The organism is Sphingobacteriales bacterium, assembly GCA_012517435.1.
Lineage (GTDB): Bacteria > Bacteroidota > Bacteroidia > CAILMK01 > JAAYUY01 > JAAYUY01.
Genome location: JAAYUY010000155.1, coordinates 1 through 26,844 on the forward strand (window position 1 = coordinate 1; position 26,844 = coordinate 26,844).

Genomic DNA, 26,844 nt, shown 5'->3' on the forward strand with positions numbered 1-26,844 from the left:
CCCTGAAGTTGAAACTGCATCCAGTTTCGACCAAACCGAAAGGGAAATCAATAAAAGTGCAGGATTTAAGCTGTTTTTCAGTACAAAATAAAAAGCTCCCAGAATCAGGGAAAGATGAAAAGGAGTCTCTATCCCCGTAAAAGCTACATTGAGTAAATGCTTTGATGTCAAAATGATGCTTATCCATAGGAAACAAACAATCCATTGATTTTCAAATAACTGTCTTAAAATTTTTAAGAGAAGAAATGAAATAATGAAGATTCCGGCCAGATTAGATACCAACAATACATAGCTTGATGGTAATCCGCTCAGCAATGAAATCAAATAACAGAATAGCAGGTTTAAAAAGCCGGAAATTCCGAATACATGCCCGTCAGCAGGATTAAAGGTATAAAAATAACCCTTTTTAAAATTATCCAGATATCTGAGCGTAAATCCGGAATCATCAAATAAGGTATGCGGTAAAGAATTAAATAACCATGTGGTCAATAATGCCGATAATGCAAGAAAAATTAAATCTTCTGTCTTAATAAAGAATATCCTTTTTTCTGCATTTAATTTTCTAAAAAAATAACTTATCAGGAATGACAGCAGAATAAAAGTAATTCCTTCCATAACCACCTGAAGGGAAAAAGATTCGACAGACATTACTGAAAAGATAAATAGTGAAACAGCGATGATACCAGTTAAAACAAGAACGGCTCTTCTCATTACTTTTGATTGTTTTTACGGTCTTCATAAATTCCTTTCAATGCCTTTTCATAATCCGGATACCGTAGCTTTCGCCAGAATCTGTCTTTAGGATCGATTTTTCCGAAAACACACCAATAAGCCTCCTTTGTCATAGAATCAAACTGAATATAGCCTTTTTTATATTGCCAGCTTTGAAAAAGATTCAGTAGAATAAAAAAAGTAAAAACCAAGTAAAATCCTGTTTTGATTACGTTCTTTTGTTTCAAAATAAAATCAATAAAAGCAGCAAAAGGAACGGCCAGCAAGCCATATATATCAATAAAAGCCCTATTGCCAAAACCCACATACCACCAGCACCACCAGCTCAGAATCAGATAATCAAAGACAAGGAAAGTCAGGAGAAATGGGAAAAACAGCTCTTTGTATTTTTTAAACAGGAAATAAAAGCCTAAAAGTGAGAATATCATGACGGGTGTATAAACCAGCCATCCATTACGATATGAAAACCAGCCCTTTATCAATTGCGGATGATTAAAGAAAAATGATTCTCCCTGATAGGAAAAATATAAATATTTTCCGGAAACAGCTTTCCAGTAAAGCATTTGAGGAATCCACAAGAACAATGAGCATAAAAGAATAATTATTATCAAATAATAGTTTTTGAGAAATAATTTTAAACGAATGGGGATTTCCCTGAAGGATTTAATTCCCCATAATAAAAACAGGAGAATAACAACAATGTTTGTCGGGCGGATCAAAACAATCAGGCCTGCCAGAAGACCAATCAAAACCGAATTAACGATGTCCGTTTTCCGGTACCATCTGATGGTCAGCAAAATAAAAAAGGTAATCAGGGCAAAGTTATAGGAATGCGACATAGCCGACCTGACTGCCGTATAATACAAAAGATTCGTTCCCAGGCCAATGGCAAGCAAGGTCAGTGTGGTAACTCTCAGGTTGAAAAAACACAACAATAGTTTTCGTAAAAAAATTAACCCGAGTATATTAAAAATCATACTGCTGATAATCAATGCGAAACGGTAAGGCTCTGAATAACCATCCGCAGGATAACCAAAAATTTTGGCATAGGCATGTGCTGCAAAAAAGAACGGTGCATACAGCATTGATAGCCCCATTGACATCTTTATGCATTTACCACCGGTTGGAGTAGTAAGCGGTACAAATTTATCGTAATATTTCTCAGGATTTTCTTTGGTAAATCTGAGTAATGGGTCTTTGTAGATAAAGGTAGCCGGCAGATACGAGTAATAATTGGTAACATCCCATGTAATAACCCTGTTATTTCCTTTCCACATTTTGTAGCTACAGAGGGCAAGAAGTAAAATAACTGCCTGAATCAGAATAATTGTTTTTGACCAATCCTTAACTTTTATCATACTCAAAAATTAAATAAGCCGAATAACCATGTTACAATGACCACTATCACCAATGACGGGATCAGGTTTATAACCTTTATCTTTTTTAAATCAAGGATGGAAAGGCCAAGTGCAACAAGAATAAAGCCTCCGGTGGCAGATAATTCAGTAATAATGGTATTTTCAAAATAAGCGGAAAGATTTGCAGCGAACAAAGTCAACCCGGCCTGATACAAAAACAGAGGAATGACAGAAAATATAACACCGGCTCCAAATGCAATGGTCAGTGCAATAGCCGATATTCCATCCATGATGGATTTTACAAACAATAAATGCGGATTATGGTTAATTCCTTCCTCAACAGCTCCGAGTATGGTCATAGACCCGGCACAGAACAGCAGAAAAGCCATGATCAGTCCTTCAAAAAATTCAGAGCTGTCGGTTCTGAACTTATTTCTAACCCAACCCTCTGTTTTTCCTATAAGTTTGTCAAAATCAATCCACTCTCCTATCCATGCTCCGCTAAGCAGGCTGATAATCTGAATAAGCAGATTATGGGATTTACTTCCCATGAGAAAGCCTAAAACTAAGGTAAAAATACCGATAACCTGAAAAGAGACATTAATAAACCTCTCAGGAAGTCGTTTTTTCAGAATCATGCCGAAAAAAGACCCTGCTACAACTGCAGCTACATTGACAATCGTGCCTACCATGCAATTCAATTGATTGCAAAGTTAAGTCATGAAAATAAAAGCCTGAGATTGATTTTGTACAATGGAACTACTTCAGCAGCAGAACTGCTGAGAAACTACCTTTTGACTTCCAACCTGAAAATAAAAGGTTTAAGCTTACAAACCTGATTGATACGTTTTAAATCCCGGATTTTATTTTTTGCTGAAAGGGAAACCAAAACAGAATCAGATTCATTGTTTTTTTGTTCAATCAGGTTCCTAAAAAACATTGATTTGACGGCATAGGCAGAGCCATCATTATTGTCGTCTCTTGCTGTAATGATGCCAATCAGGTTGCCTTTTGAGTCCAGCAAAGGAGCCCCACTGGTTCCCGGGTTAACGGGGATAGAGATTTCATAAGCAAGGGTATCGCTGTTAAAACCGGTAACTGAGCGTAGAGAACCTTCCCCGTAAACAATATCTTTTTTGGAATAGCCAAGTGTAAAAACCTGTTCACCCAATGCAGCCATTTCCTGAGATATTCCATAAGGAATGTCATGAAATCCTTTAAACTGAGGATCAACTATTTTAATGATGGCAAGGTCGGTTAAAGGATCTGCAAACAACAATCTGGCGCGATATGAAATCATTGAATCAGTTTCATTAATGATCTCAAAGGAATCGAAGCCATTGACAAGGTGATAACTGGTTGCCAGACAGCCGTCTGTTGAAACAGCGAAACATGTACCCGAATAAATATAATCACTTTTCTTATCACTGCTGAACAAAGCTTTCCACAGGGAATTCTGTTTTTTTGAAATAGTAGCAATATCTTTTTTTAACTCGTTGTATTGTGTCAGGTGATAATATTTGGTAATAAATCCGGTGGCATACAAAAAGATAAATGTAGTTATAAGCGCAACAACCGCTGCTACTGCAGAAATTTTTACAAACTGGATAAGTACATTTCTTTTTCCTTTAAGATATTTTAAGGAAATAATCCCTGCTTCTCTCTCCATTTCAGCATGATACTTTTCAATTCTTCTTTTATTCCGGTTTCTTTCTACTGATTTATTTAAAAGCTGTAAAAACAAGATAGCTTCATCCACTTCCTGCCTGAAAATATCATCCTGATTCATTTTTTGTTGAAATTCCCGGTATTCCTCATCCGTCATCCTGTGTTGCAGGTATCTTTCAACTGTTTCAAACAATTTCAAATCTTCAGCACGCTTATCCATCATATTCCTTCATTTAATTTCAAAAAACAACTTTTTTAGTCGTTGTAAACATTTATATTTCAGATTTTTAGCAGTTTCGGCATTGTTATAACCCATTGTTTCGGCAATTTCATTCATGCTAAGTTTTTCAAAATAAAAACTTTCAATTAATGTACGGCAAGGTTCACCCAGCCTGGTCAGACAATTATTGAGATTTTTTATTTTCTCTTCCTGTTCAACCTGAAAGCTGATATCATCGTTGTCAATAATATCAATCTCATCTGAATCAATCAGGGAAGATGAGTTCAGGTTTCTGGATTTCAGTTCATTCAGCCAGAGTTTACGGGCTATTGAATAGACATAAGTTTTAATTTTACAGTAAAGAGTAAACTCAGTATTTTTTATTTTGTCCAGAAAAATCACAATGGTATCCTGATAAATATCCTTTGCCTCCTGATAAGAGCCATTGTTGTTCATAATCATAGCGGACACCATTCCAAAATAATTTTTATACAACTTTTTTAAAGCTTCTTCTTCGTCATTGATTATTCCCTGAATCAAATCCTCATCAGTGAAATAATTTTTATTCTCCGTCTTTTGCACTGTTAATAAAGATTTTTACAAAAAGTAACCCAAGTTATTTCATTTTCCTGAAAAAATGAATGTTTTCAAAGCATTTCAAAAGTCCGAAAATTTTTTTTCATCTTAGTGGGTTACCTTTTTAAAATTTTCAGATTAAGGGTTAAATTTGTTATTAATAACCATTTAAATTTCAATCAAAATGAAAAAAATTCTTAGCTTACTTGTTATCGGAATGTTCCTTATTGGCTTTGTTGCATGCAACAAAACAAAGAAAGATGAAGCTGCAGCAGAAGAACCAGCAGTAGAAGAAACTGTACCAGCTGAAGAAGCTCAACCAGCAGAACAGCCAGCTCAGGATCAAGCTGCACCAGCCGAACAGCCAGCCGAACAACCAGCTGCAGAACAACCAGCCAAATAATTTGGGAATCTGTAAGCTTAAAGCAAAAGCCATGTCGAATGACATGGCTTTTTTATTTTAACCGGCTGTTCACTTTATCCCAGTTAACGATACGCCAGAAAGCTGATACATAATCAGCACGTCTGTTTTGATAATCCAGATAATAGGCATGTTCCCAGACATCACACGTCAGTAAGGGAGTGAATCCTTTGGTAAGGGGGGTGCCTGCATTGCTTTCCTGTAAAATATCGAGCGTTCCATCCGTCTTTTGTACCAACCATACCCACCCACTACCGAACAGGCTAATGCATGCATTTGAAAATTTTTGCCTGAATTCATCAAAAGAACCAAAATTAAGGATGATTTTTTCCAAAATCAGCCCTTGTGGTATGCTTTCGCTATCAGGAGAAAAACTTTCCCAGTAAAAAGTATGGTTCCATACCTGAGCGGCATTATTGAAAATTGCTCCAGTCGATTTGCATACGATGTCATCAAGCATCATGTTTTCAAAATCAGTACCTTTTATCAGGTTATTCAGATTTGTCACATAAGCCTGATGGTGCTTCCCGTAATGAAATTCAATGGTTTTTGAACTAATTACGGGCTCAAGGGCATTTTTTTCAAATGGTAATTCCGGTAAAATAATCATAATCGTTTATTTTTATTCTGAGTAAAAGTTAATCATTTCCATAATGGCTTTCCGGCAGACAGGACAAAAATTATCGGGTGATATGGAACGCATGGTACAATCCATAACAGGACGATAAACACCTTTCTGAAGATAGCCAGCTCCCTCAAAAACACCTAATTTGCCTGAGTATTTCTTATCAACAGGAGTCGGTATAGGTATATCTTTATCAATCATGTTTTTCCACTTAGCATTAAAATCAACCAATGTGGTAATATTCGGCTCCCATGGTTCGGCTGACAGCGAGAAATAGAGTGTGTAAGGCGAATCACCCTCATATTCATCGGCAAGACCGGCAAAAGAATGCCCGAACTCATGACTGACTACAAAGCCTGATAACGGATTTCCGGAAGTACAGGTTGCATAATAGTTGTAAATGGCCCCACCTCCGTATTTGGATGAATTTGTCATGATGATAATCTGATCATAAGGCACGACAGAAGCAATATCATGAAGTTTCCAGACACTGTCGGTCATCAGGTATCGGTCGCTGCCGAGCGTATTAAAATGAGTATGTACCACTGTGTTTTTAAATATATCTTCATTGGGATCATCACAGCCACTATCTTCGGAAAATGCAATGACAAGTTTAATATTGAACCTGTTTTTGTGTTCCTTTAGCGGAGAATAACTCAAAACCCATTCCGACAAATTGCGTGCATCTTTAAGCATTTTTCTTTTTTCACGTTTCCGATAACCATCCGGGATAATGACAATATCTACCTTTTCAGATGGCTTCCCTGAGTTCCGCAAATTGACAAACCTGTAGTTAATTTGATTAGAAGCAAGCGTATCAGGATTAAGATGAAAAGTGTTTAACAACACCCATAAGTTCATACTGTCCCTGCTATAGACTTCTATTTTAACAGGTTTCAAAGGGAAGGGTATGTTTACGCTAAGTTGATAAGTACTGATTTCCTCCCTCGCTTCAGGCACCAGCCGCCATTCCTGAAATATACTGCCAAAACCGCGTGAGTAAATCAACTGACCGGAAGTCAGATCAAAAACCTTGATAAAATAGTTCCCATAACCAAAATGATCAATCAGTTGCTGGTAAGAACCACCCCAGTAAGGTTCTTTCAAAAACCTGACAGTCTCCATTTTTTCATAGAAATAATTTCCTGTCTGAACAAAATCCAGCCTTAAGGTGCAAGTATCAAAATAATTGCTGAAAAATGGAGACTGGGCGTTTATTCTGTAAGATAACAGAAAAAATAAGGCAAAAATCAACTTATTATGCCACATGATCAGAACATTAATTCTGATGCAAGTTAGCAAAAGTTAAAAAATCAGGAAGTAGTTTTTTTTATCAGTAAGCTCCGGTCGTTTTTTTCATGTACTGAACACGCTCAAAAGCAGCCAGATGGTCTTTTTTCCTGTTCATTTTACCCTTAAACTCATGAATTGCATTGAAGCGATGGCGCATCATCCAGTCCATGACATCAGCATTAATCACCTGGATATAATCAATACCGTGTTTGTAAAGTGTCGAACAGACCTGGACAGCCGAAGCTCCTGCAAGGAGTTGTTTAATGACAGCTCTGGAATCGTGAACACCGGTAGAAGCAGCAATATCACATTTTACCAAATTTGAAAGGATGCCCACCCATCTTAAAGATTCAGCCATTTCTTCAGGTGCACTTAAAATGTTTTGAGGAACTATTTCAAGCCGCTCAATATCAATATCAGGGGCATAAAAACGGTTAAATAACACCAGGGCATCAACTTTTGCCTTGCACAACTGATCTGACAGGCGGATCAGGTTGGTAAAGCTATTCCCCAGCTTGATACTGACCGGAATGTTTACATTCTTTTTTACCTCAGTTAAAATGTTTACATAGAATTTCTCTATTTCACTGCTTTCTTTACCAGCATCATAAGGAAAAATGGCAATATTAAGTTCAATGGCAGATGCACCGGCATTTTCCAACTTTGAAGCAAATTTCGGCCATTCATTGGCTGAAACACAGTTTATGCTTGCAATAACAGGAATACCACAATCTTTGACTGATTCCACCAGCTTCAGATATTCTCCAACTCCATGATCTTTTGAAATATTCTGAACGTATTCCCTTGCTTCCGGATAAAAGTAATACATATCGTTTTCCTGAAGTTTAGCATTTATTTCATCCAGAATCTGCTCTTCAAACAAAGACTTCAGGACAACAGCTCCGGCCCCGGCCTTTACACAGTTAAGAATACTTTCTTTTGAGCTTGTCAGCTTTGAACTGCTGACAATAACCGGACTCTTTAATTCAAGTCCCATGTAATTAACTTTTAAATCCATAAGATTCTTTTTAATGATTATTGCAACAAACTGTTTCTGTTAATGATTCAAGTTTTTGTAAAATTATACCGGTTTCTTCCTCAGCTAAAATACCTTGCATGACTTTAAGAGCCGCATTAAGGTTTTTTCTTGCCCGGGCGGTCAGGCCTTCCCTGAAGTCCCATTTGTATCCTTTCAGATGAAGCAAATATATATGGGGTGTTTTTTTATAAATATCCTGACAAAGCTTCATCACAAAGGAAGGAGAAACCGCATGCATGGTAAACTCAATTTTTACATGGTCGGGATTAACCTTTGTCAATTGAAAAGAATCAATATCTTCCACTGAGGCATCTGCAAAAACGACAATTTCCTTTTCAGAAATACGGTCGGCATCTTCAATATTGAGCTGATAATTTGAATCAAAGTCAAGGAAAGAATAATTGTTTTTTTCAGCCCATTCCTGCATTTTTTCGCAGAATTCATTTCCCAGACCATCATCCTGACGACCCGGATTACCGTAACCGTAAATCAATATGCTGGATATTCCGGATTTCATGAACGGGTTTTCCTGTCGATAATCTGATTATCTTTATCAACTACTGTAACTTCAAGAGGCATCTTTCCCAATGCATGGGTAGCACAACTCAGGCAAGGATCATAAGCACGAATGACAACTTCAACAGCATTCATCATGGCTTCGGTAATTTCTCTTTTACCTGTCATCATGTTTCTGGCAACAAAATTAACCCCGTTGTTCATGGGCTGGTTATTATTGGTAGTGGAAACAATCAGGTTGGCCATTGTAATCTGGTCGTTGTCATCAATTCTGTAATGATGGAAAAGCGTTCCCCTTGGTGCTTCTATCAAACCGACACCTTCATGCTGTTTGGTTCCCTTTGTTACCAGATCAGTACCCTGTAAATCAGGATCAAGTAAGAGTTCTTTAATCATTTCAGCTGAATGGAGGGTTTCAATCAGTCGTGCCCAATGCATGTGCATGCAATGATTGGAAGGTTTTCCTTTGGTATATGCCTTGAATTCCTCAAACTCTTTCTGAGCCAGCGGTGTCGGTATAAAATCACAGGTATTCAATCTGGCCAAAGGACCTACCCTGTACCAACCGTTTTCTTTACCAAGCTTGACCAGATAAGGGAATTTCATATAACTCCACGACCTTGTTTCTTCCTGAATGTGTGTGTAATATTCCTGATAATCAACATCATTAAGGATTTTATTTCCCCAGCTGTCCACAGCTCTTAAAACACCATGATACAGGTCGAGTGCACCGTCTTTTCTGACAAGGCTCAGATGATTTGATGGAAAATAGGAGAAATTATCAATAAAATCAGCATTGGCTTTGTGATAGCCCTTGAAAAATTCAACGGCAGCCTGAGCCCATTCGATCATTTTATCAACATTCAGCGGGTCTTTTCCTTTCAGGAAAGAATCTCTTTCTTCAATGCTGAGGTTTTTGTTGATACCACCCGGGATTGCACCTGTTCCATGAATCTTTTTGCCGGCAGTAGCCAGAATAATTTCCTGTCCGAATTTTCTCATCATCACACCCTGAACAGCAAGGTCTTTGAATTCCATTGCTACACCAATAACATTTCTGACTGCAGGGTTTGCATCATATCCGAACAGAAGGTCGGGAGAAGCCAGATGGAAAAAGTGCAGGGAATGCGACTGGAACATTTGTCCGTAATGCATCAGACGTCTCATTTTTTCAGCAGTAGGAGTCAGTCCATCACCTGTCCCGGCACCTACAATAACATCCATGGCTTTTGCGGCTGCCAGATGATGGCTTACCGGACAAATGCCACATAAACGTTGAACCAAGACAGGAGCTTCCCAGTAAGGTTTTCCCTGAACAAAACGTTCAAAGCCACGAAATTCAACGATATGCAATCTTGATTGTACAACATTGAGGCTATCATCCAAATGAATGGTAACTTTACCATGTCCTTCGACACGGGTTACCGGTTCTATCGTAATTTTCTTTGTTGTTGCCATAATTCTTCTTTAATCGTTCTTTTAATCAAATTTAACCACTTCATAAGGAATATCTGCGGGTTTGCCGGTAATCAGAGCTACAAGAGTTGCCCAGATTAAATCGGCTCTCGGAGGACATCCCGGCAGAAAATAATCGATTTTTACCACTTCATGACAAGGATAAACCTTATCGAGAATCATCGGTAATTCATCGTCATTTGGCAATATTTTCTCCGTATTGGTCTGACAGGTCGGTCCGTTCAGATAGGCTTCTTCCAAACATTCTTTAACTGAAATGCCGTTCCGCATGGCCGGTAATCCACCCATGATGGCACATTCACCCAGTGAAATCAATATTTTGCAGTTTTTTCTGAAATCCTTTAAAACATGCACATTTTCACTGTTGCAGCATCCGCCTTCTATGATTCCTATATCACATTTCTTGGTGAATGTTTTAATATCATCAATAGGAGATTTATTAAATTCTACCAGCTCAATCAAATCCAGAATTCTTTCGTCAATATCCAGGATTGACATATGACATCCGAAGCAACCGGCTAAGGATGTAGTAGCTACAATAGGTTTACTCATGTCGTATCCTCCTTATTTAATATTTTTTTCAATATGGCTTCCTATCGGTTCATGATCGTATTTTCTTTTACCAATAGGGACAATAAATCCAACTTCCTTACAAAGAATGGAGCCTACAGGACAAATCTCCATGGCTTTTCTGGCCTGTTCATCCGTCATGACGGCATCCATTTCAGGATCCAAAATGACTTCGACTTTGTGTCCGCGTTTTCTGTAAGCAAAGAAACTCCTGCCCTGATCATCCTTAATATAACGGATACAGCGCTTGCACTGAATACAGCGGTTCTGGTCTTTGATGATTTTTTTATATCCAAGGATTTCTTTCACAGGAAACAGATAGGGAAAACGTGGAACCATCATGTCGAAACGGTAAGCCAGTGCCTGAAGATCGCAGTTGCCACTTTTTTCGCATGACGGGCAGAAATGGTTGCCTGAAACAAACATAGCTTCAACTATGGCACTTCTTAAATCCCTTATTTCGTCCGTATTGTTTTCAATTTCCATTCCGTCCGACACAGGTGTCGTACAAGCCGACATCAGACGACCGTTAACCTTAACGGAACATATTCTGCAGCAACCTCTCGGTTTTACTCCGGGAATATTACATAAAGTCGGAATGTAAATCCCGTTTTCAGCAGCAGCTTCAACAATGTATTTTCCACTTTCGGAAGTAATTTCTTTTCCGTCAATGGTAAATGTTACTTTATTGCTCATTTTAATCATTTTTCGGTTAAACCAAATTGTTAATGAAGATTAGGCACTCTTTTAACAAATTCACACGACTCCTGAACTGCGGAAGCCAAATCAAACCCGGTGTCAAAATCTTTATCTTTCTGAATCCTGAAATCATACACACGCCTGAAATTCCGGATACTCGACAAAATCGGGTTGGCAGCAGTTTGTCCGAGTCCACAACGGCTGGCTTTGAGAAATTTTCCCCAGTTGGCCAGGTTGTCAACATCAGCTAATACGCCATGTCCTTCAATGATTTTTTCAAGGGTCTTTTTCATAATATAGGTCATGTTGCGACAGGTGGAGCATGAGCCACACGACTCTTCAATGAAAAATTCGGTAAAGTTGAGCACCACATCTTTCAAAAGATCGCGCTCTTTACCAATTATTATTATTGAACCACCGGTGGCCAGATCGGCATAGCTGATAACTCTGTCGAACTCATCAGGACTGATGAGCGTACCGGAAGGTCCGCCTACCTGAACGGCCTGAACATTTTCAGCACCCGACATGGCAAGCATTTCTTCAATGGTAATTCCCCATTCAATTTCATAAATACCCGGATAACGGCAATCACCTGAAATACTTAGTAATTTTGTTCCTGCAGAGTCTTTTGTCCCAAGATTTCTAAACCAATCTGCACCTTTATGGATAATATTTACGATTGAACAAAGTGTTTCAACATTATTTACTACTGTAGGTTTGTTGAGATAACCGCTCTCAACCGGGAAAGGAGGTCTGTCGCGTGGTTCTCCTCTTTTTCCCTCGCATGATTCAATTAAAGCTGATTCTTCCCCGCAAACATAGGCGCCAGCACCAAACTGTATCCGTATATCAAAATCAAATCCTGCCTTTCCTCCAATGTTTTTACCTAAAACATTGCTGCTTCTCATGTTATAGAGAATATTTTCAAGATAGTCTTTAAGGTATCTGTATTCATACCTTAAATATAAAATACCTGTTTTTGCCCCTATGGCATATCCGGCAATTGCCATTCCTTCAAACAACATCTGAGGTTTCTCCGTCAGTAAGACACGATCTTTAAATGTACCGGGTTCACCTTCATCAGCATTGCAAATCACATATTTGTCAGCTTCCGGATTTTTACGGCAAAATTCCCATTTCATTCCTGTCGGGAAACCTGCTCCTCCCCGTCCTCTGATATTTGATTTTTTCACCATATCTATCACGTACAGAGGATCCATTTCCACTACCATTTTTATGGCACTTCCGCAAACCCAGTCGGCTGACAATAATGCTCCCTTTTTACGTATATTATTGTAAACCATAGATTTCACCAATTGATGAGCATTGTTCCCATCTCCATATCCTTCCACAACGAGTTCATCGAGGCTTTTGCCGGCACGGATGTCACGGATAATTTCCTTTGCACGGTAAGGTGTCAGTTTGGTAAATACTTTTCCATTAATGAGGGCAGCCGGTTCCTGATCGTTCATGCCTATACATGAAGTATTGAACAAGCCGATTAATCCATCTTCCGTCACTTCGCCAAAACGGATGCCTGCTTCTTTTTCAAAGGCTTTAGCCACCTCCTGACGACCCATCATCATGGCTACTGCACTGTCGTTCAGGTAAATCTGAAACTTTCCTCTTGGCTTTGTGGAATAAAAATGATAAAAGGTAATAACCTGATATACATCAGCCACCGAGATTTTCAATTCCTGTGCGATTAAGGATGCAGCTTCATCAGGAATATACCCCATTTCTGACTGAATATCGTGTAAAATATCCATCAGCCGGGTTGCATCATGTCTGTACTTTTGTACGATTGGATAAACAATTGCTCTCATAAAGCGTTATTTAAGTTTTCAGTATTTAATGTTTTTAAACCTGTTAATCATTTCACAGCAAACATATATACTTCAAAAAAACCTGTGCAAATAATTTTTCAAAATATTTTACACAATGATTAATATCAGCAAAATTATCATTTTTACCGTAACTTTAGGTTTGAACCGGTACTAAACACAAATTTTTCTTCTTTAAAAAAACATAAAATTGAAACTATGGCCAGAATTATCAACATTATTGTCATTTTCCTCACTTTTCTTTCTGTTCAATTATTTGGTCAGGTCAACTTAAAACCAAGCATAGGACTTGAAAATGAACCTGATGATAATGACAGTATTCCGTTCCCGGGAGTATATGTCGATTTCACCAAAACTTTTGAAAGTACCGGGTTAAAAGTCGGTGATACTATTCCGCATTTCAAACTATACACCAATCAATCAGAAGTATATGATATTGAAAATTTTCTGGGGCACGAAAAACCTTGTCTGCTGATTGAGGGAAGTTATACCTGCGATGTTTTCAGATCAAAACTCCCTTTGATTGATTCTCTTCACAACGAATATGGTTCAGTTGTCGATATTTTTATCGTTTATACTGCAGAAGCTCATCCCGATAGTCCCGATGTTTGTCCTTATATGGGCATGGTCTGGGTTCCTGATACCAATAAAGCCCTTGCTATCGGTTACCGGCAGCCGGTAACTTATGGCCAACGAAAAATGATTGTGTCAGATTTATTGAACGACCCCCGTTTTCCAATCAATGTACCTGTTTTAATTGACGGTCCCCAGAACAGATTCTGGAAAACCTTTAATACCGCACCAAATAGTGCATTTCTGATAAGGCCAGATGGAATCATCTATGCCCGTCATGGATGGTTTGATGGGTTTATAGGCCCCGATTACAACATCCGTCAGGACATTGACAACTTACTGAAATTCATTTCTATAGAGGATAAAACTCATAAAAAACCTGCTCCTCACATTATTTATCAGAATCATCAATTAAAAATTTCAGGATTAGCTGAAGAAGAGTCCTTCAACCTGAAAATTTTTGACATGGCCGGAAAAACAGTTTTTAATGGTTTATTTTCTGATTCTCCCATTGATTTACCGCAGTTGAATCAGGGTATTTACTGCTGTCAGGTAATTCAGAAAGGTCTGAACTGGAATTTTAAGATACTCATTGCTGATTAATCCAATAATTCCAAGCCACTCACTCTTATTTTGGGGATTGAGTATTGTCTTTATTATGAATCAACTCTCTGACAATTTGCTGAAGTTAACCCCAACAATACATATTCAATCGAAAAAACAGATTAATTTTGCAGAAAAATTTAATGGCCTCGTAGTTCAATTGGATAGAACATCAGATTCCGGTTCTGAGGGTTGGGGGTTCGAGTCCCTTCGAGGTCACACTTTTAACTTAAGTTTCCGGATAATTCATTTTCACCGGCTTTGATTTACCTCAATCAGTTTGTCCTGCATCAAAACTTAGCTTTAAGTTTGCAAGCAGAAAATATTTATCATTTAAGGCATTGGCATCAGATACTTCGAAAAAAGCACTTGTGATCCATGTGAAAGGATTGGTACAGGGAGTTGGATTCCGGCCATTTATTTTTTTATTGGCTAAGAACCATCAGCTGAAGGGTTGGGTAGAAAACCGTAATGACGGAGTTTTCATCCATGCTGAAGGATCAGAAGATAATCTTGCCTGTTTTGTAAAAGATATTAAGCTAAAAGCACCTGCCGCTTCTTCCGTTTACGAGGTAATAGTATCATCTGCTGAATGCAATGATTATATTGATTTTCAGATAGTTAAAAGCCAAAATATTTCTGAGGAAATTACTGAAATCAGCCCCGACATAGCTGTATGTGAAAACTGCCTGAAAGATCTGAAAACACAACAACATCGAATTAATTACCCATTTATCAATTGCACCCATTGCGGTCCGAGATTTACGATTATTAAGGATCTTCCTTACGACAGAGAAAAGACAAGCATGTCGGAGTTTCAGATGTGTGAAACCTGCCGGAAAGAGTACACGGATATTTACGACAGAAGATTCCATGCCCAACCCGTAGCCTGTAATCATTGCGGGCCAACCTACCAGTTTGTCTCATCCACAAAAATTCTGAATAATATCAGTGAAATTTTGACAGAATGTGCCCGATGTATCGACAATGGAGAAATTATCGTTATCAAAGGGATGGGGGGATATAATATTTGCTGTGATGCAAAAAATGAAATAGCCGTTACCAGACTCAGAAATCTGAAACATAGGGAAAATAAACCTTTCGCTGTGATGTTCAGAGACATGGAAGCCATCCGGGAGCATTGCCATGTCAATACTTTGGAAGAATCTATCCTGATGAACTGGAAAAGGCCGATAGTTTTGCTTGAAACACATAAACCTCTGGCTTCAGGAGTCAGCAATGGGCTTAACACCACCGGTTGTATGCTTCCATACCTGCCTTTCCATCACCTGCTTTTTGAAAAACTTGCGGCCAGCGCCATCGTATTAACCAGCGGAAATTTTTCAGATGAGCCCATTATTATTAATGATAAAGAAGCAATTGATAAATTCTCGGAAATTACAGCCGGAGTCGTTATTAACAACCGGGAAATTGTTAACCGCACGGATGATTCAGTAGTATTTGAAGCCGGCAATGAGATCAGAATAATCAGGCGTTCAAGGGGTTATGTTCCATCACCCATACGCCTGAATCAAAATGTTGAAGGTATTTTTGCTGCCGGAGCAGAGCTCACCAATTGCTTTTGTATCGGAAAAGATAATCAGGCGATTTTGAGCCAGCATATCGGAGACCTTCAGAATTATGAAACATTTGATTTTTATCAGGAGAGTATCGAACGTTTTAAAAAAATGTTCAGGTTTAAACCGGACATAATGGCCTGCGACCTGCATCCTGATTATTTATCTAGCAAATATGCGATGAAAAGCGGTCTGCCCTTTGTGGGGGTACAGCATCATCATGCACATATCGCTTCGGTCATGGCAGAGTATGGAATTTCTGAAAAAGTTATCGGAGTAGCCTTTGATGGTGTAGGACTGGGGACAGACGGCCACATCTGGGGAGGTGAATTTCTCGTTTGCGATCTGTCTGATTTTGAGCGTCATGCTCATTTTGAATATATTCCGGTTCCGGGTGGTGATAAGGCTGTCGAAGAGCCCTGGCGTATTGCTTTATCATATCTTTACAGATATTTCGGAAATGATTTGTTTGATCTGAAAATCCCGTTCATTCAGCGTGATGCTGTCCAAAAATATCAGCAGGTCATCGAAATGATCGAGAAGAATATTAATTGTCCGCTGTATTCAAGTGCCGGGAGATTGTTCGATGCGGTTTCATCTCTTCTCCTGATTTGTACCCATGCCGGATTTCATGCAGAAGCACCCATGCGACTCGAAGCTGCTATAAAAAGTAATGATAATCAATCATATACAATAAAACCCGAACGCATTATCTCATTCGCAGGTCTTTTCGAACAAATCATCAGTGACATACAAAATAAAATACCTGTTTCAGTTATTTCAACCCGTTTTCATCATGCAATGGTTGAAATGATTGTAAAAACAGCAGAAATGATTAAAAAAGAAACAAATATTAATAAGGTTGTCCTTTCAGGAGGAAGTTTTCAAAACAGGTATTTACTTAAAAGGACAGTCAAAAAATTGCAGGTTGAAAAGTTTGATGTATTTTCGCCTGCAAAAATTCCGGCTAATGACGGAGGCCTTGCACTTGGTCAATTAGCTGTAGCATCCGTAAAAAGATAAAATTATGTGTTTGAGTATTCCAGCAAAAGTAATTGAAATTGAAGGAAATATGGCCAAGGTTTCCATTGGGGGAACTGAATACAGAGCAAGCCTCGAACTGGTCGAAAATGTGGGTATCGGAGATTATGTTCTGGTGCATACTGGTTTTGCCATCCAGAAATTAGCAGAAGATGAAGCCATTGAAACCCTCAGACTATTTGAAGAATTTGAAGACCTCAATAAAAAGCTCGATGAGGAAGAGAAAGAATTCAGAAATCCTTCAAATCCGGGAACATGAAGTTTATCGATGAATACAGGGATAAAAAGCTGATTGACAGACTTGTAACTGAAATCAATACCATTTCGACAAAGCAGATCAGGTTGATGGAGGTATGTGGCGGGCATACCATGGCCATACAACGATTTGGGATCCCCTCGCTGCTGCCTCACAATGTCAGATTAATATCAGGGCCTGGTTGTCCGGTTTGTGTAACCAGCAGGAAATACATTGACCACCTGATTGCCTTATGCCGGATAGATGAAGTAATACTCACCACCTATGGCGATCTGATAAGGGTTCCGGGCAGCAGCTCTACCCTTGAACTGGAACGTTCGAGAGGAAAAGACGTCAGAATTGTATATTCTATATTGGATGCACTACAGCTTGCAAGGGAAAATCCTCAAAAAAAAGTAATATTTGCCGGAATCGGATTTGAAACAACCACTCCGCCCACAGCAGCAGGTGTTTTAACGGCTAAAAATGAAAATCTCAGAAACTTTTTCGTTTTAAGTGCCCATAAAGTGATGCCTCCGGCCATGGAAGCACTGATTGATGAAGGCATTCAGATTGATGGCTACATTGCTCCCGGGCATGTCAGTACCATCACAGGAAGCGGAATATATGAACCTTTAACCAGGAAATTTGGTGTCGGTTGCGTGATCAGCGGCTTTGAGCCTGCCGACCTGCTTGAATCTATTTTAATGCTGGTCAGACAAATTGAATATCAACAACCGGCAGTTGAAATTCAATACAAAAGAGCTGTCAGACCGGAAGGCAATCTGGTCGCAAAAGCTATGATTGAAAAAGTTTTTGAACCATGTGACGACTGGTGGAGAGGATTGGGAATTTTACCAGCCAGTGCTTTGAAACTTAAAGACGAGTATGCTGATTTTGATGCAGATAAAATATTCAATATTGAGATTGAACCGACAAGAGACGATAAAGGCTGTATTTGCGGTGAAGTTTTGAAAGGGATCAAATCTCCCAAAGAATGCAAGCTTTTTGGTAAATCCTGTACACCATCAGACCCTGCCGGAGCCTGTATGGTGTCGAGCGAAGGTGCCTGTCATGCTTATTACAGATACAACAGATTGTAAATCATGAAGAAAGATAAAATATTACTCGGACACGGCAGTGGAGGAAAATTAAGCCACGACCTGATTGAAGAAGTGTTTTTCAAACATTTTTCCAAAGAAAAAATTTCATTTCCGACTGATAGTTCAATACTGAATGTTGAGAATGGGAAATTAGCTTTTACCACCGATTCATTTGTTGTTGATCCTCTATTTTTCCCGGGCGGAAATATTGGCAAGCTTGCCATTTGCGGTACTGTGAATGATCTGGCTGTTGCAGGAGCTCGACCAATGTGGCTTTCGGCTGGATTTATCATTGAAGAAGGATTCATGCTTTCTGATCTTGAAATCATTGTAAAAACAATGGCTTCCGAGGCAGAAAAATCTGGTGTCAGCATCGTAACCGGTGATACCAAAGTGGTTGGCAAGGGTTTTTGTGATAAAATATTCATCAATACCTCAGGAATCGGGTTTCTCCCTGAAAAAAACGTCCACATCAGTAAAGGAGAAAAAATTGAAAAAGGAGACCTTATTCTGATAAACGGAAATATTGCCGAACATGGGATGGCGGTTTTAAAGGCAAGGGAAATAAGCAGATTTGAGGGGAATATTCTTTCTGATTGCACGGCCCTGAATAAAATGATATGGAAAATACTTGGGGAGTGTGAAATAAAATTTATGCGTGATGCCACGCGGGGCGGACTGGCCACTGTTATCAGTGAGCTTGTGCAGGACAGAAACTTTGGCATCGAACTTTGGGAAGAAGAAATACCCGTAACAGACGAAGTAAGGGGATTTTGTGAACTACTGGGCTACGACCCCATGTATGTAGCTAATGAAGGAAAAGTAGTGATGGTTGTTTCAGCAAAAGATGCAGAAAAAGCAGCCGGAATGATGAGAGAGACTGAAGAAGGGAAAAATGCTGCCATAATTGGCAAAATTAACGATCAACACAAGGGAATGGCAGTTTTAAAAACAGCTATTGGTGGCAGACGGGTTATCGATATGTTATCAGGAGAACAATTACCCAGAATCTGTTGAAAATTTTCTTTAATGGCTGCTCCCGTAGCCAAATTTATTATAAAAAACTTCGAGTGCAGCCGAAAGATCTACAAAATTGACATTGTGGTTTTTACAACCTTTTCTTGAACAGATATTTACTTTTCCACCCATTTCCAGTTTAAAGGAAACCATGGGTGCCTCACACAATTCGCATTTAATCTCAGTGTTGAGATTTTCATGACAAAAAGGGCAGAAAAAGTTAACAATTTCGCCTCCTTCAATTTCAATATCGGAAGTGTGGGCATAGCAATCATAAATGGAACATAAGCGGATAGTACCTTTTCCTTTTGCTGTTTCAATAGTCAGACGGATACTGGGTTTATCCATCAGTAAATTATAGGCGTCCATCAGAGATTTTCCGCATTCCGGGCAATTAACATCAAAAGTTATTGTTTGAGGCATGGTTTTAATTTTAAGCATTAATTGAATGAGTGCAAAAATATAAATTTCCGAATATCAGAGACTGATAATGTGAAATTTTACTGGTCCCCGTATTTATACTGATGATAAAAGGAATTCAATGCTGAAGACAAATCGACAAAACCTACCGAGTGGTTCTTGCAACCACTCCTTGAACAAATACAAACCATCCCTCCTATTGACAGCTTGAAATTAACCATCGGGGCTTCGCATTCGCTGCATTTTTCCTGAGAATTGAGTATTTCTTTGCAGTGCGGACAGGTGAACTCAACCAAATCCCCGTTTTTCAGTTTGACATCCGTCAGATAATCATAACACCCGTAAATCGAACACAGCCGGATCACACCACTCTTATCACCTGAACTGATATTTACCCTGATACTTGGCTTATTATGTATCATTCTGTAAGGGTCCATCAGAGATCTCTTACAATGGGGGCAGTTAACGTCAAACTGAAGCTCATTCATAATTTTCTAATTAAAACTGTTTATTTATGTTTTTTTTCTGTGGTAAAAATACTTCTGTTATTAAAATCTGCAAATGATTTTCATCAGTTTTTTTCTTAATCCTTAGCAGGAATTTCGGAATTATTTATTCGTCATGAACAGGTAGTATGTATTTTTGTCATAAAGATACAAACAGGTTATATGCACGAATTGTCCATTGCGCTCAACATCGCAGAAATTATTGATGAAGAAATGTCGAAAAACAAACATTTAATGCTGCTTGAAGTTGAAATTGAAGTCGGAAAACTATCAGGCGTTGTTCCTGAATTGCTGCTGTTTGCCTTAAAAGAAGGAATACCCGAACATCCCCTTCACCATGCTGAAATTAAAATAACAGAGCCTGAAGGAAAAGGAAAATGCCTTCATTGTCAAAAAATTTCATCCATTGAAAACTATTTCGACCAATGCCAGCACTGCCATCAATTCGGTTTTGAAATTATTGCCGGAAAAGAATTAAAAGTAAAATCTCTCCTGTTTTCATGATATAAATTCTTTTTTTATCACCTGAAATACGCATAAATTCCGCAAAAACACAACATTTTAAATTTACATTTAATGTCTGATAAAACTTTGAAGCTGACAAAGCTATTTTTATTTCTTGTCGCCCTGCATTCTTTTCTGGTAGGAATCCTATTAATATTTTTACCGGTAAATATTATTGAAATATTTGGTTTTCAGCCCTATACGCAGAACTTTTTCCGTGCACAGGGAGGGGTCTTTCACATTGTCATGTGTTTTGCCTATTTCATGGCCGGATTAAATCCCCTGAAGTATGTCAGTTTGATTCAGTTTTCCTTCACCGCCAAATTTACAGGATTTGTTTTTCTGATTCTCTATTATCTGATTGTTAATCAAATTACGTTGATTTTACTTTCAGGAGTAGCCGACCTTTTAATGGGAATAGTCATATTTTTGTTGTATCAAAAATTGAAGCAAGTAAATATCTGAGGTATGTTTAAACGAGACCAAAAACCAACTGTTATTATCACAGGTGCCAGCGGTTTTGTTGGAAAATACCTCGTTGATTTCCTGAAAGATGAATATCATATCATTGGCATTGCAAGAAGAAGCCGAACGGAATCAGGGATTACCTACCATCCCAACCTGGATTGGGTGCAATGGGATGTTGCCAACGACAAATTGTTTAATCAGGTTTTGGGATACATTATCGGTAAAGGGAGGGCTGATTACCTGATTCACCTGGCCGGTTATTACAATTTCGATTATTCCGACAATGATGAATATGAAAGAACTAATGTTCACGGAACAAAAAATATACTCGAGCTGGCACGCAAAATAAATGTCAGGCATTTTATTTTTGCCAGTTCACTGGCCGCATTGAAATTTGTCGGGAGCAATGGCTTACCTTTATCCGAAAAAGAAAAACTTATTGAAGACTTTGCCTATGCAAAAAGTAAAAAAGCGGGTGAAGAAATGTGCCTTGAATATTCACGCCACTTTAAATGTTCCGTAGTCAGATTTGCCGCTGTCTTCTCCGACTGGTGTGAATATGCACCGCTTTACAAGTTTCTGGAAACATGGCTTTCAAAACGATGGGAATCCAGAATCCTTGCAGGCAAGGGGCAGTCAGCTGTTTCATATATCCACATCAACGACCTGAGTAAACTTTTAAAATCGATTATTTCTCATTCCGCAAGACTAAAAGATTTTGAGGTTTTTCATGCCAGCCCAAATGGGTGCACCTCTCATCTTGATCTTTTCCTGATTTCGACACGGGATTATTTCGGCAGCTCCTTAAAACCGGTATTTTTACCAAAATTTCTGGCATATCCGGGAATTGTAGCGAAAAATATTCTCGGCAAACTTGGCCTGATGCCGGTCGCTTTTGAACGTCCATGGATGGTAAAATACATTGACGAAAAACTTAATATTGACTCAACCTACACCCAGATGACATTAAACTGGCAGCCTGCCCCCCGCCTGTCGGTTGAACGAAGATTGCTCTACCTCCTGATTAATATGAAAAGCCACCATCAGGAATGGATCATGAAAAACGAGGAACTTATCAGAAGGGTGACCATGAGGCCAAACCTGAAAATCTATGAATATCTCCTGCAGCTCCAGGATAATATTCTCGATAAACTTATCAAACGGGTCATGACCGATCAGGAAGCCACTATCTTCGAAAATTTCAGAAGAATGGACTGGAGGGAGTTTAACAGCCATATCAGTCAGCTTTACTTTCTGATTATGGCCAGCGTCAGAAGCAGCGACAGAAGTATCATGATCAAATACATTGAAGATCTTGCCCTTGCACATTTTGCTGCTGGTTTTACAAGCGAAGAAGTAACCTCACTGCTTTATCTGTTCAATAATATCATTATTGATGAACTTACTGCCATTAAAGAACTTTCCGGGTTCAGGCAGGAAATTTACGATAATATTGGCCTCTCCATACAACTGGCAATTGATGAGACCGAAAACATCTATGAAAATCTCGAAGAAAAACTCAGCCCTGAAAAACTGGCTTCACTGAAATCGTTAAAACAACGAGAAATCAGAAAAGCATTTATTGAAAAACTAAGCACTTTCTACCACGATACAGAAGAGAATCAGACTGAAAATCAATCTGAACCACCAACTATATTGTAAAGTATGTTTTTACAAATTTCATCCAATTGGTGCTGAACAGACAAGCTAGGTTCTTTGCTGAATTCCTTATCTTCAACAACTTCTATGGCAAAAACCTTCACATGTTCAGGTGTTTTTAAGCCTATCTGCCTCATAAAATCAAAAAGTGTAGTAAATTTAACATCATGATAATGAGATAAATGTAATGTTTCTCTGAAATTTCTAGGAGTGAAATTCCATATAAATCCGGGCTTTTCCTCAAGGGTGATAATACCATCGATAAAATATACTTCATCGTAGCCAGTTATTAAATCAATCAGTTCAAGGCCACCAAAGACTGAAGTTTTAAAATCAAACTGTTGAGTTAATTTCGGATAATCATTTTTAATTTTCTCAGCCACAATAACTCCAATCCCATCATCTGTCAGCCAGTCGTTGCCAAGGCCAATGATAAGTGATTGTTTTTGTTCAAACTGCATTATAATTCCTTATGTTGCAAAGTTATGAATTATTACTCAATTGCGAGGGAATTAATTCCCTCGCTATAATGTTTCATTCAATAATTTTTCATTTAGCTGAGGAATTAATTCCCTATGTAATAAAAATCCTCGCTAATAATGTTATTTTTTCAAACTCTTTAATAGCGTAGGATTTAAATCCCACGCTATCAGGATTCCCTTATTAAAAAATTTTCCTTTTAAACTCTTCATTAGCGGGGGATTTAAATCCCCCGCCATTAAAAATCTCCTAACAAGAAAGCTATCTTTTCAAACTCTTCTTTAGCGGGGGAATTAATTCCCCCGCTTTTAAAATCCCCCTTCAAGAAAGCTATCTTTTCACGCTCTGCAACAATTCCCCTTCCTTGTCCCTTATATTCACCACCAAAGGCATTTCCCCAGCCGGATAATGAGTGTATTGACAAAAACTCTGAAGGTCAATTCTAAATTAAGATTCATCGTCCTAAACGCAATTCTAAAATCATATTTTCAAACCTGCTTAAGCCTTTTTAATAATATTGGCAGATTAACAATTTCAACATTTTCTTTAATAAAATATGGTTCACTTACCAGTGACACCACATAATTCCTCTTTGTTCTAAGGTCTTCTATGGCATTGTAAAAGCCCTGACTTAGTTTAGGTCCTGTTGAAAATTTAATCTCAATTCCTATTTCAGCTTTATCACCTTTTACTAAAACCAAATCACATTCTGCTCCCTGATGAGTTCTGTAAAAATAAAAATCATAATCATCCTTTAAATGAGAAATAACCTGCTCGATGATGTAACCTTCCCATGAAGCACCGTTATAGTGATTTCCAGTCAATTCTTCGATGTTTTTAATTCGTAATAATGAGTGAAAAAGGCCACTATCTCTGATATAAATTTTCGGAGATTTAACAATTCGCTTTTTTATATTCAAATGAAACCCCATTAATTTTCTGATTAAAAAAGCACTTTCCAGAAAATCAAGATACTTATTAATGCTATTCTTATTTAAACCTGTTGATCTGCTAAGATTTTCACTATTTAAAACATTACCATGAAAACTGGCAAGTATTTGCAATAATGAGTAAATAACTGAAGGATTTTGATTAATACCTATCTGTGGTAAATCTCTTTCACAATAGGTTCTTAGAAAATTTGCCCGCCATTTATAACTTTCAGTTTCACTTTTTGCTAAAAAAGAATGCGGAAAACCTCCCTTTAGCCAATGATTGTTCAATTCAAATTCAGCTTCAATCTCAGCGAATTTAAAAGGAGTTAATTCATGATAACTGATTCGACCTGCCAATGACTCTGAACTTCCTTTAATCAATGAAGGTGATGCACTTCCTAAAAGGATAAATCTTGCTGGAATTCTATCCTGATCAACCAATGAGCGGATTATTGGAAACAAATCTGGTTTGTACTGGATTTCATCAATAATCACACATTTGTTGCGATGCTGATTTAAAAAAATTACCGGATTTTCCAGTTTTGAGTAATCATCAGGAAATTCAAGATCAAGATATAAACAAGTTTTTTCAAAATCATTGGAAATTATCTTTGCAAGCGTTGTTTTCCCGCACTGCCTTGGCCCTATGATGCCAACAACAGGATAGCTGTTTAATGATCGATATATTTCACTCAACTCATCCCGAACATATATTTTTTCCATGAAAATCGTCTATTTAGATAATTATTTTTCATGCAAAAATACAAAATCATAATAACAAAAAAGAATATTCATTTACTCATTGGAATGAAACCCGGATTATTTCTTTGGCAGAAGATTTTTTAAATAGCGGGGAATTTAAATCCCCCGCTATTTAAAATCTCTCATAAAAAATTTTCGCTTCAAACTCTGCAACAAATCTCCATCTTTATCTCTGATGTTCACCATCAAAGGCATATTTACAACAAGATAAAAATATTTTTAAAAATTTTGCTCATTATTTAAACCAATATTATTATCTTTCCTATGTACAAAAAAACCTCATTTTTTCTGTGTACTGCCATTTTAGACATATTTTTTTAAGGTTAATAAGTAGCTTTTGCTTTACCAACAGCTATGTGAATAAATTTTTCACATACATACATACATACATACATACATACACCAATTAGCCCGCTTTTCCTTCACTTCTCTCTTCATTTTAAAACATCATTTACTAATCCGATTTCCGGTTTTCAATCTTGTAGCCTTTGTAAAATTAAAATTCAGCAAGAAAAAAATAGTTTTTCAAATTTTAATTACGGTGGTGAATCAACTCCTTACCCTGTTCCCTGCAAATTTGCTTGGTGAAAGGGGTTGGGAGTTTTATTGAAGTTGAAAAAACGCTAAAATATTATGAAAAATTGCTCCGAAATGTTTTTTTGACTAATTTGTAAATCTTAAGATTATGAAAAGTTTTAAAATAATAATTGTTCTTCTTTTTGTGGTCACTGCCTGTAATAAAGAAGTTGAGATAGCAAAAGACAAAAATTGCAATCCTTCAATGAGAGTAACAACCCAAATCCCGGAAGGATTAACATTATTTACAATACCTGAAGGATTTGAAACACCTGAAAATTATACAGGCAGTTTTGAAATTACCTCACAAAACTTCTCATTTGAATACAATGGAGATAATTACACTGCAACTATCTACCTTGAAGAAGATACTAATGGAAACATCAACTCTATTGCATTTTCTGACGAAATTAAAGATTTATTTGGTCTTGATGAAGATGATATAATCGATGGAGGATTTTCTGAAGGTTTCGCAGCTGCCAAAAATGCAAATAATCTATTTGATTGGCTTGAATGGTTCTTTCTTGGGGAAAAAAAGGTTGGAGATTGTCAACCGGGTGAATATAAATGGGCATGGCGGGATCATTGGTTGGTAGGAAATTATGGCTATCATACAATTTGTTGTTCATGCCCTTGGGGTCCATAGTTTTTACTAATTTTGTTCTGATAATGGTTTTATTACCATTATCAGAACTTTAATAAATCAATTATGAAATTCAAACTATTACTAATTTTATTTCTGAGCAATTCCATTTGCTACTGTCAAAAATATGACACAATTAGAGGAAGAATAGTAAATGAGAAAGGTTCTGGAATCGCTTTTGCAAATATCGTTGCTGAAAAAAAATACTATGGAACTGCAGCTGATTCTAACGGTAATTATAAATTAATAATACGAAATCCAGAGTCTTTTTCTGACTTAATAATAATCAGTTCAATAGGCTATAATGATACTATTGTTCTTTGTGGCAAATTATTAATTGACAATAAAATAATTTTAAAAGAAAACCCAATTACCCTTCAGGAAATAGTTATAAATACATCAAAGAAAAGAAAGATTCAAACATTAGGGGCTAAAACATATAGCGTTATTGATGTTGGTTGTACTGGATTATATCCTGGAATTCAATGGGGTTTGTATATAAAAAATAAATTTAACAAACCTATCCAGATAAAAAAAGTAGAATTTTATATCACTAAAAACGGAAAACCAAACACACCTGTCAGGTTAAGAATCTATAATTTTGATACGAATACAAAGTTACCAGGAACTGATTTACTCACTAAATCGTTTATTAATAGCTCAAAAAATGGGGGTGAATGGTTAGTTTTCGATTTAGAAAAAGAA

Annotated in this window: 28 protein-coding genes and 1 tRNA gene; 12 read left to right on the forward strand and 17 right to left on the reverse strand. The window is 37.6% G+C overall.

Annotated features, from left to right (window positions below; genetic code table 11):
• The 5 genes from GX437_08860 to GX437_08880 all read right to left on the reverse strand — a co-directional run.
• Window positions 1–711: hypothetical protein (locus GX437_08860; protein NLJ07766.1), on the reverse strand; the 711-nt coding region annotated here is incomplete at its 3' end.
• A complete protein-coding gene (locus GX437_08865; GenBank protein ID NLJ07767.1) occupies window positions 711–2,090 on the reverse strand; it encodes a hypothetical protein in 1,380 nt (459 codons plus the stop codon). The genes GX437_08860 and GX437_08865, both read right to left, overlap by 1 nt.
• A 2-nt stretch (window positions 2,091–2,092) precedes the next feature.
• The gene (locus GX437_08870; GenBank protein NLJ07768.1) at window positions 2,093–2,782 is read right to left on the reverse strand and encodes a DUF554 domain-containing protein; all 690 of its coding nucleotides are present in this window, start codon (window positions 2,780–2,782) and stop codon (window positions 2,093–2,095) included.
• Between the two features lie 95 nt (window positions 2,783–2,877).
• Window positions 2,878–3,981 carry a trypsin-like peptidase domain-containing protein gene (locus GX437_08875; GenBank protein ID NLJ07769.1) on the reverse strand — a complete coding sequence of 368 codons (1,104 nt, stop codon included), beginning with the start codon at window positions 3,979–3,981 and terminating at the stop codon, window positions 2,878–2,880.
• A 6-nt stretch (window positions 3,982–3,987) separates the two neighbouring features.
• On the reverse strand, window positions 3,988–4,560 hold the full coding sequence (locus GX437_08880) for a sigma-70 family RNA polymerase sigma factor (GenBank protein NLJ07770.1): 573 nt from the start codon (window positions 4,558–4,560) through the stop codon (window positions 3,988–3,990).
• Window positions 4,561–4,771: 211 nt separating this feature from the next.
• Between GX437_08880 and GX437_08885 the strand changes: the two genes are divergently transcribed.
• On the forward strand, window positions 4,772–4,957 hold the full coding sequence (locus GX437_08885; GenBank protein NLJ07771.1) for a hypothetical protein: 186 nt from the start codon (window positions 4,772–4,774) through the stop codon (window positions 4,955–4,957).
• Window positions 4,958–5,009: 52 nt separating this feature from the next.
• Here the strand turns inward: GX437_08885 and GX437_08890 are convergent, their stop codons facing one another.
• From GX437_08890 to GX437_08925, 8 genes are all read right to left on the reverse strand, one after another.
• Complete coding sequence (locus tag GX437_08890) at window positions 5,010–5,588, reverse strand: superoxide dismutase (GenBank protein ID NLJ07772.1); 579 nt, start codon at window positions 5,586–5,588, stop codon at window positions 5,010–5,012.
• Window positions 5,589–5,597: 9 nt separating this feature from the next.
• Window positions 5,598–6,869, reverse strand: a complete 1,272-nt coding sequence (locus GX437_08895; protein NLJ07773.1) for a peptidase M64 — start codon at window positions 6,867–6,869, stop codon at window positions 5,598–5,600.
• A 64-nt stretch (window positions 6,870–6,933) separates the two neighbouring features.
• The gene (locus GX437_08900) at window positions 6,934–7,911 is read right to left on the reverse strand and encodes a dihydroorotate dehydrogenase-like protein (GenBank protein NLJ07774.1); all 978 of its coding nucleotides are present in this window, start codon (window positions 7,909–7,911) and stop codon (window positions 6,934–6,936) included.
• A gap of 10 nt (window positions 7,912–7,921) precedes the next feature.
• Window positions 7,922–8,449, reverse strand: coding sequence for a hydrogenase maturation protease (locus GX437_08905; protein ID NLJ07775.1), 528 nt, complete (start codon window positions 8,447–8,449; stop codon window positions 7,922–7,924).
• Complete coding sequence (locus tag GX437_08910; protein NLJ07776.1) at window positions 8,446–9,906, reverse strand: Ni/Fe hydrogenase subunit alpha; 1,461 nt, start codon at window positions 9,904–9,906, stop codon at window positions 8,446–8,448. The genes GX437_08905 and GX437_08910 overlap by 4 nt, the downstream gene beginning before the upstream one ends.
• Before the next feature lie 21 nt (window positions 9,907–9,927).
• Complete coding sequence (locus GX437_08915; GenBank protein ID NLJ07777.1) at window positions 9,928–10,476, reverse strand: NADP oxidoreductase; 549 nt, start codon at window positions 10,474–10,476, stop codon at window positions 9,928–9,930.
• Between the two features lie 12 nt (window positions 10,477–10,488).
• Entirely contained in the window at window positions 10,489–11,190 is a 702-nt protein-coding gene (locus tag GX437_08920; protein ID NLJ07778.1) for a 2Fe-2S iron-sulfur cluster binding domain-containing protein, read from the reverse strand.
• Window positions 11,191–11,219: 29 nt separating this feature from the next.
• The gene (locus GX437_08925) at window positions 11,220–13,019 is read right to left on the reverse strand and encodes a hypothetical protein (protein NLJ07779.1); all 1,800 of its coding nucleotides are present in this window, start codon (window positions 13,017–13,019) and stop codon (window positions 11,220–11,222) included.
• A 216-nt stretch (window positions 13,020–13,235) separates the two neighbouring features.
• Here GX437_08925 and GX437_08930 point away from each other — a divergent pair, with 216 nt between their 5' ends.
• From GX437_08930 to hypE, 6 genes are all read left to right on the forward strand, one after another.
• On the forward strand, window positions 13,236–14,213 hold the full coding sequence (locus GX437_08930; GenBank protein NLJ07780.1) for a T9SS type A sorting domain-containing protein: 978 nt from the start codon (window positions 13,236–13,238) through the stop codon (window positions 14,211–14,213).
• A 145-nt stretch (window positions 14,214–14,358) separates the two neighbouring features.
• Window positions 14,359–14,432: transfer RNA gene (locus tag GX437_08935), tRNA-Arg, on the forward strand.
• A 122-nt stretch (window positions 14,433–14,554) separates the two neighbouring features.
• On the forward strand, window positions 14,555–16,813 hold the full coding sequence (gene hypF / locus GX437_08940) for a carbamoyltransferase HypF (GenBank protein NLJ07781.1): 2,259 nt from the start codon (window positions 14,555–14,557) through the stop codon (window positions 16,811–16,813).
• Between the two features lie 4 nt (window positions 16,814–16,817).
• On the forward strand, window positions 16,818–17,090 hold the full coding sequence (locus GX437_08945) for a HypC/HybG/HupF family hydrogenase formation chaperone (protein ID NLJ07782.1): 273 nt from the start codon (window positions 16,818–16,820) through the stop codon (window positions 17,088–17,090).
• Window positions 17,087–18,169: a hydrogenase formation protein HypD gene (gene hypD, locus GX437_08950; GenBank protein ID NLJ07783.1), complete on the forward strand. Its 1,083-nt coding sequence runs from the start codon at window positions 17,087–17,089 to the stop codon at window positions 18,167–18,169. Before GX437_08945 ends, hypD begins: the two co-directional genes overlap by 4 nt.
• A 3-nt stretch (window positions 18,170–18,172) precedes the next feature.
• Window positions 18,173–19,186: a hydrogenase expression/formation protein HypE gene (gene hypE / locus GX437_08955; protein NLJ07784.1), complete on the forward strand. Its 1,014-nt coding sequence runs from the start codon at window positions 18,173–18,175 to the stop codon at window positions 19,184–19,186.
• A gap of 9 nt (window positions 19,187–19,195) precedes the next feature.
• On the opposite strand, the gene GX437_08960 is transcribed toward hypE, so the two are convergent.
• Entirely contained in the window at window positions 19,196–19,609 is a 414-nt protein-coding gene (locus tag GX437_08960; GenBank protein ID NLJ07785.1) for a hypothetical protein, read from the reverse strand.
• Between the two features lie 77 nt (window positions 19,610–19,686).
• Window positions 19,687–20,043 (reverse strand): hypothetical protein, encoded by a 357-nt coding sequence (locus GX437_08965; protein NLJ07786.1) that lies wholly within the window; start codon window positions 20,041–20,043, stop codon window positions 19,687–19,689.
• Window positions 20,044–20,274: 231 nt separating this feature from the next.
• Here GX437_08965 and GX437_08970 point away from each other — a divergent pair, with 231 nt between their 5' ends.
• From GX437_08970 to GX437_08980, 3 genes are all read left to right on the forward strand, one after another.
• On the forward strand, window positions 20,275–20,616 hold the full coding sequence (locus tag GX437_08970) for a hydrogenase maturation nickel metallochaperone HypA (GenBank protein ID NLJ07787.1): 342 nt from the start codon (window positions 20,275–20,277) through the stop codon (window positions 20,614–20,616).
• Between the two features lie 72 nt (window positions 20,617–20,688).
• On the forward strand, window positions 20,689–21,081 hold the full coding sequence (locus GX437_08975; GenBank protein NLJ07788.1) for a hypothetical protein: 393 nt from the start codon (window positions 20,689–20,691) through the stop codon (window positions 21,079–21,081).
• 3 nt (window positions 21,082–21,084) lie between these two features.
• The gene (locus GX437_08980) at window positions 21,085–22,746 is read left to right on the forward strand and encodes an NAD(P)-dependent oxidoreductase (protein NLJ07789.1); all 1,662 of its coding nucleotides are present in this window, start codon (window positions 21,085–21,087) and stop codon (window positions 22,744–22,746) included.
• Here GX437_08980 and GX437_08985 read toward each other — a convergent pair.
• The gene (locus GX437_08985) at window positions 22,719–23,204 is read right to left on the reverse strand and encodes a hydrogenase maturation protease (GenBank protein NLJ07790.1); all 486 of its coding nucleotides are present in this window, start codon (window positions 23,202–23,204) and stop codon (window positions 22,719–22,721) included. The two genes, GX437_08980 and GX437_08985, sit on opposite strands and share 28 nt — an antisense overlap.
• A gap of 507 nt (window positions 23,205–23,711) precedes the next feature.
• Entirely contained in the window at window positions 23,712–24,881 is a 1,170-nt protein-coding gene (locus tag GX437_08990; protein NLJ07791.1) for an ATP-binding protein, read from the reverse strand.
• Between the two features lie 724 nt (window positions 24,882–25,605).
• On the opposite strand from GX437_08990, the gene GX437_08995 reads away from it, so the two are divergent.
• Complete coding sequence (locus GX437_08995; protein NLJ07792.1) at window positions 25,606–26,142, forward strand: hypothetical protein; 537 nt, start codon at window positions 25,606–25,608, stop codon at window positions 26,140–26,142.
• A 63-nt stretch (window positions 26,143–26,205) separates the two neighbouring features.
• On the forward strand, window positions 26,206–26,844 hold a 639-nt coding region (locus GX437_09000), incomplete at its 3' end, for a carboxypeptidase-like regulatory domain-containing protein (GenBank protein NLJ07793.1).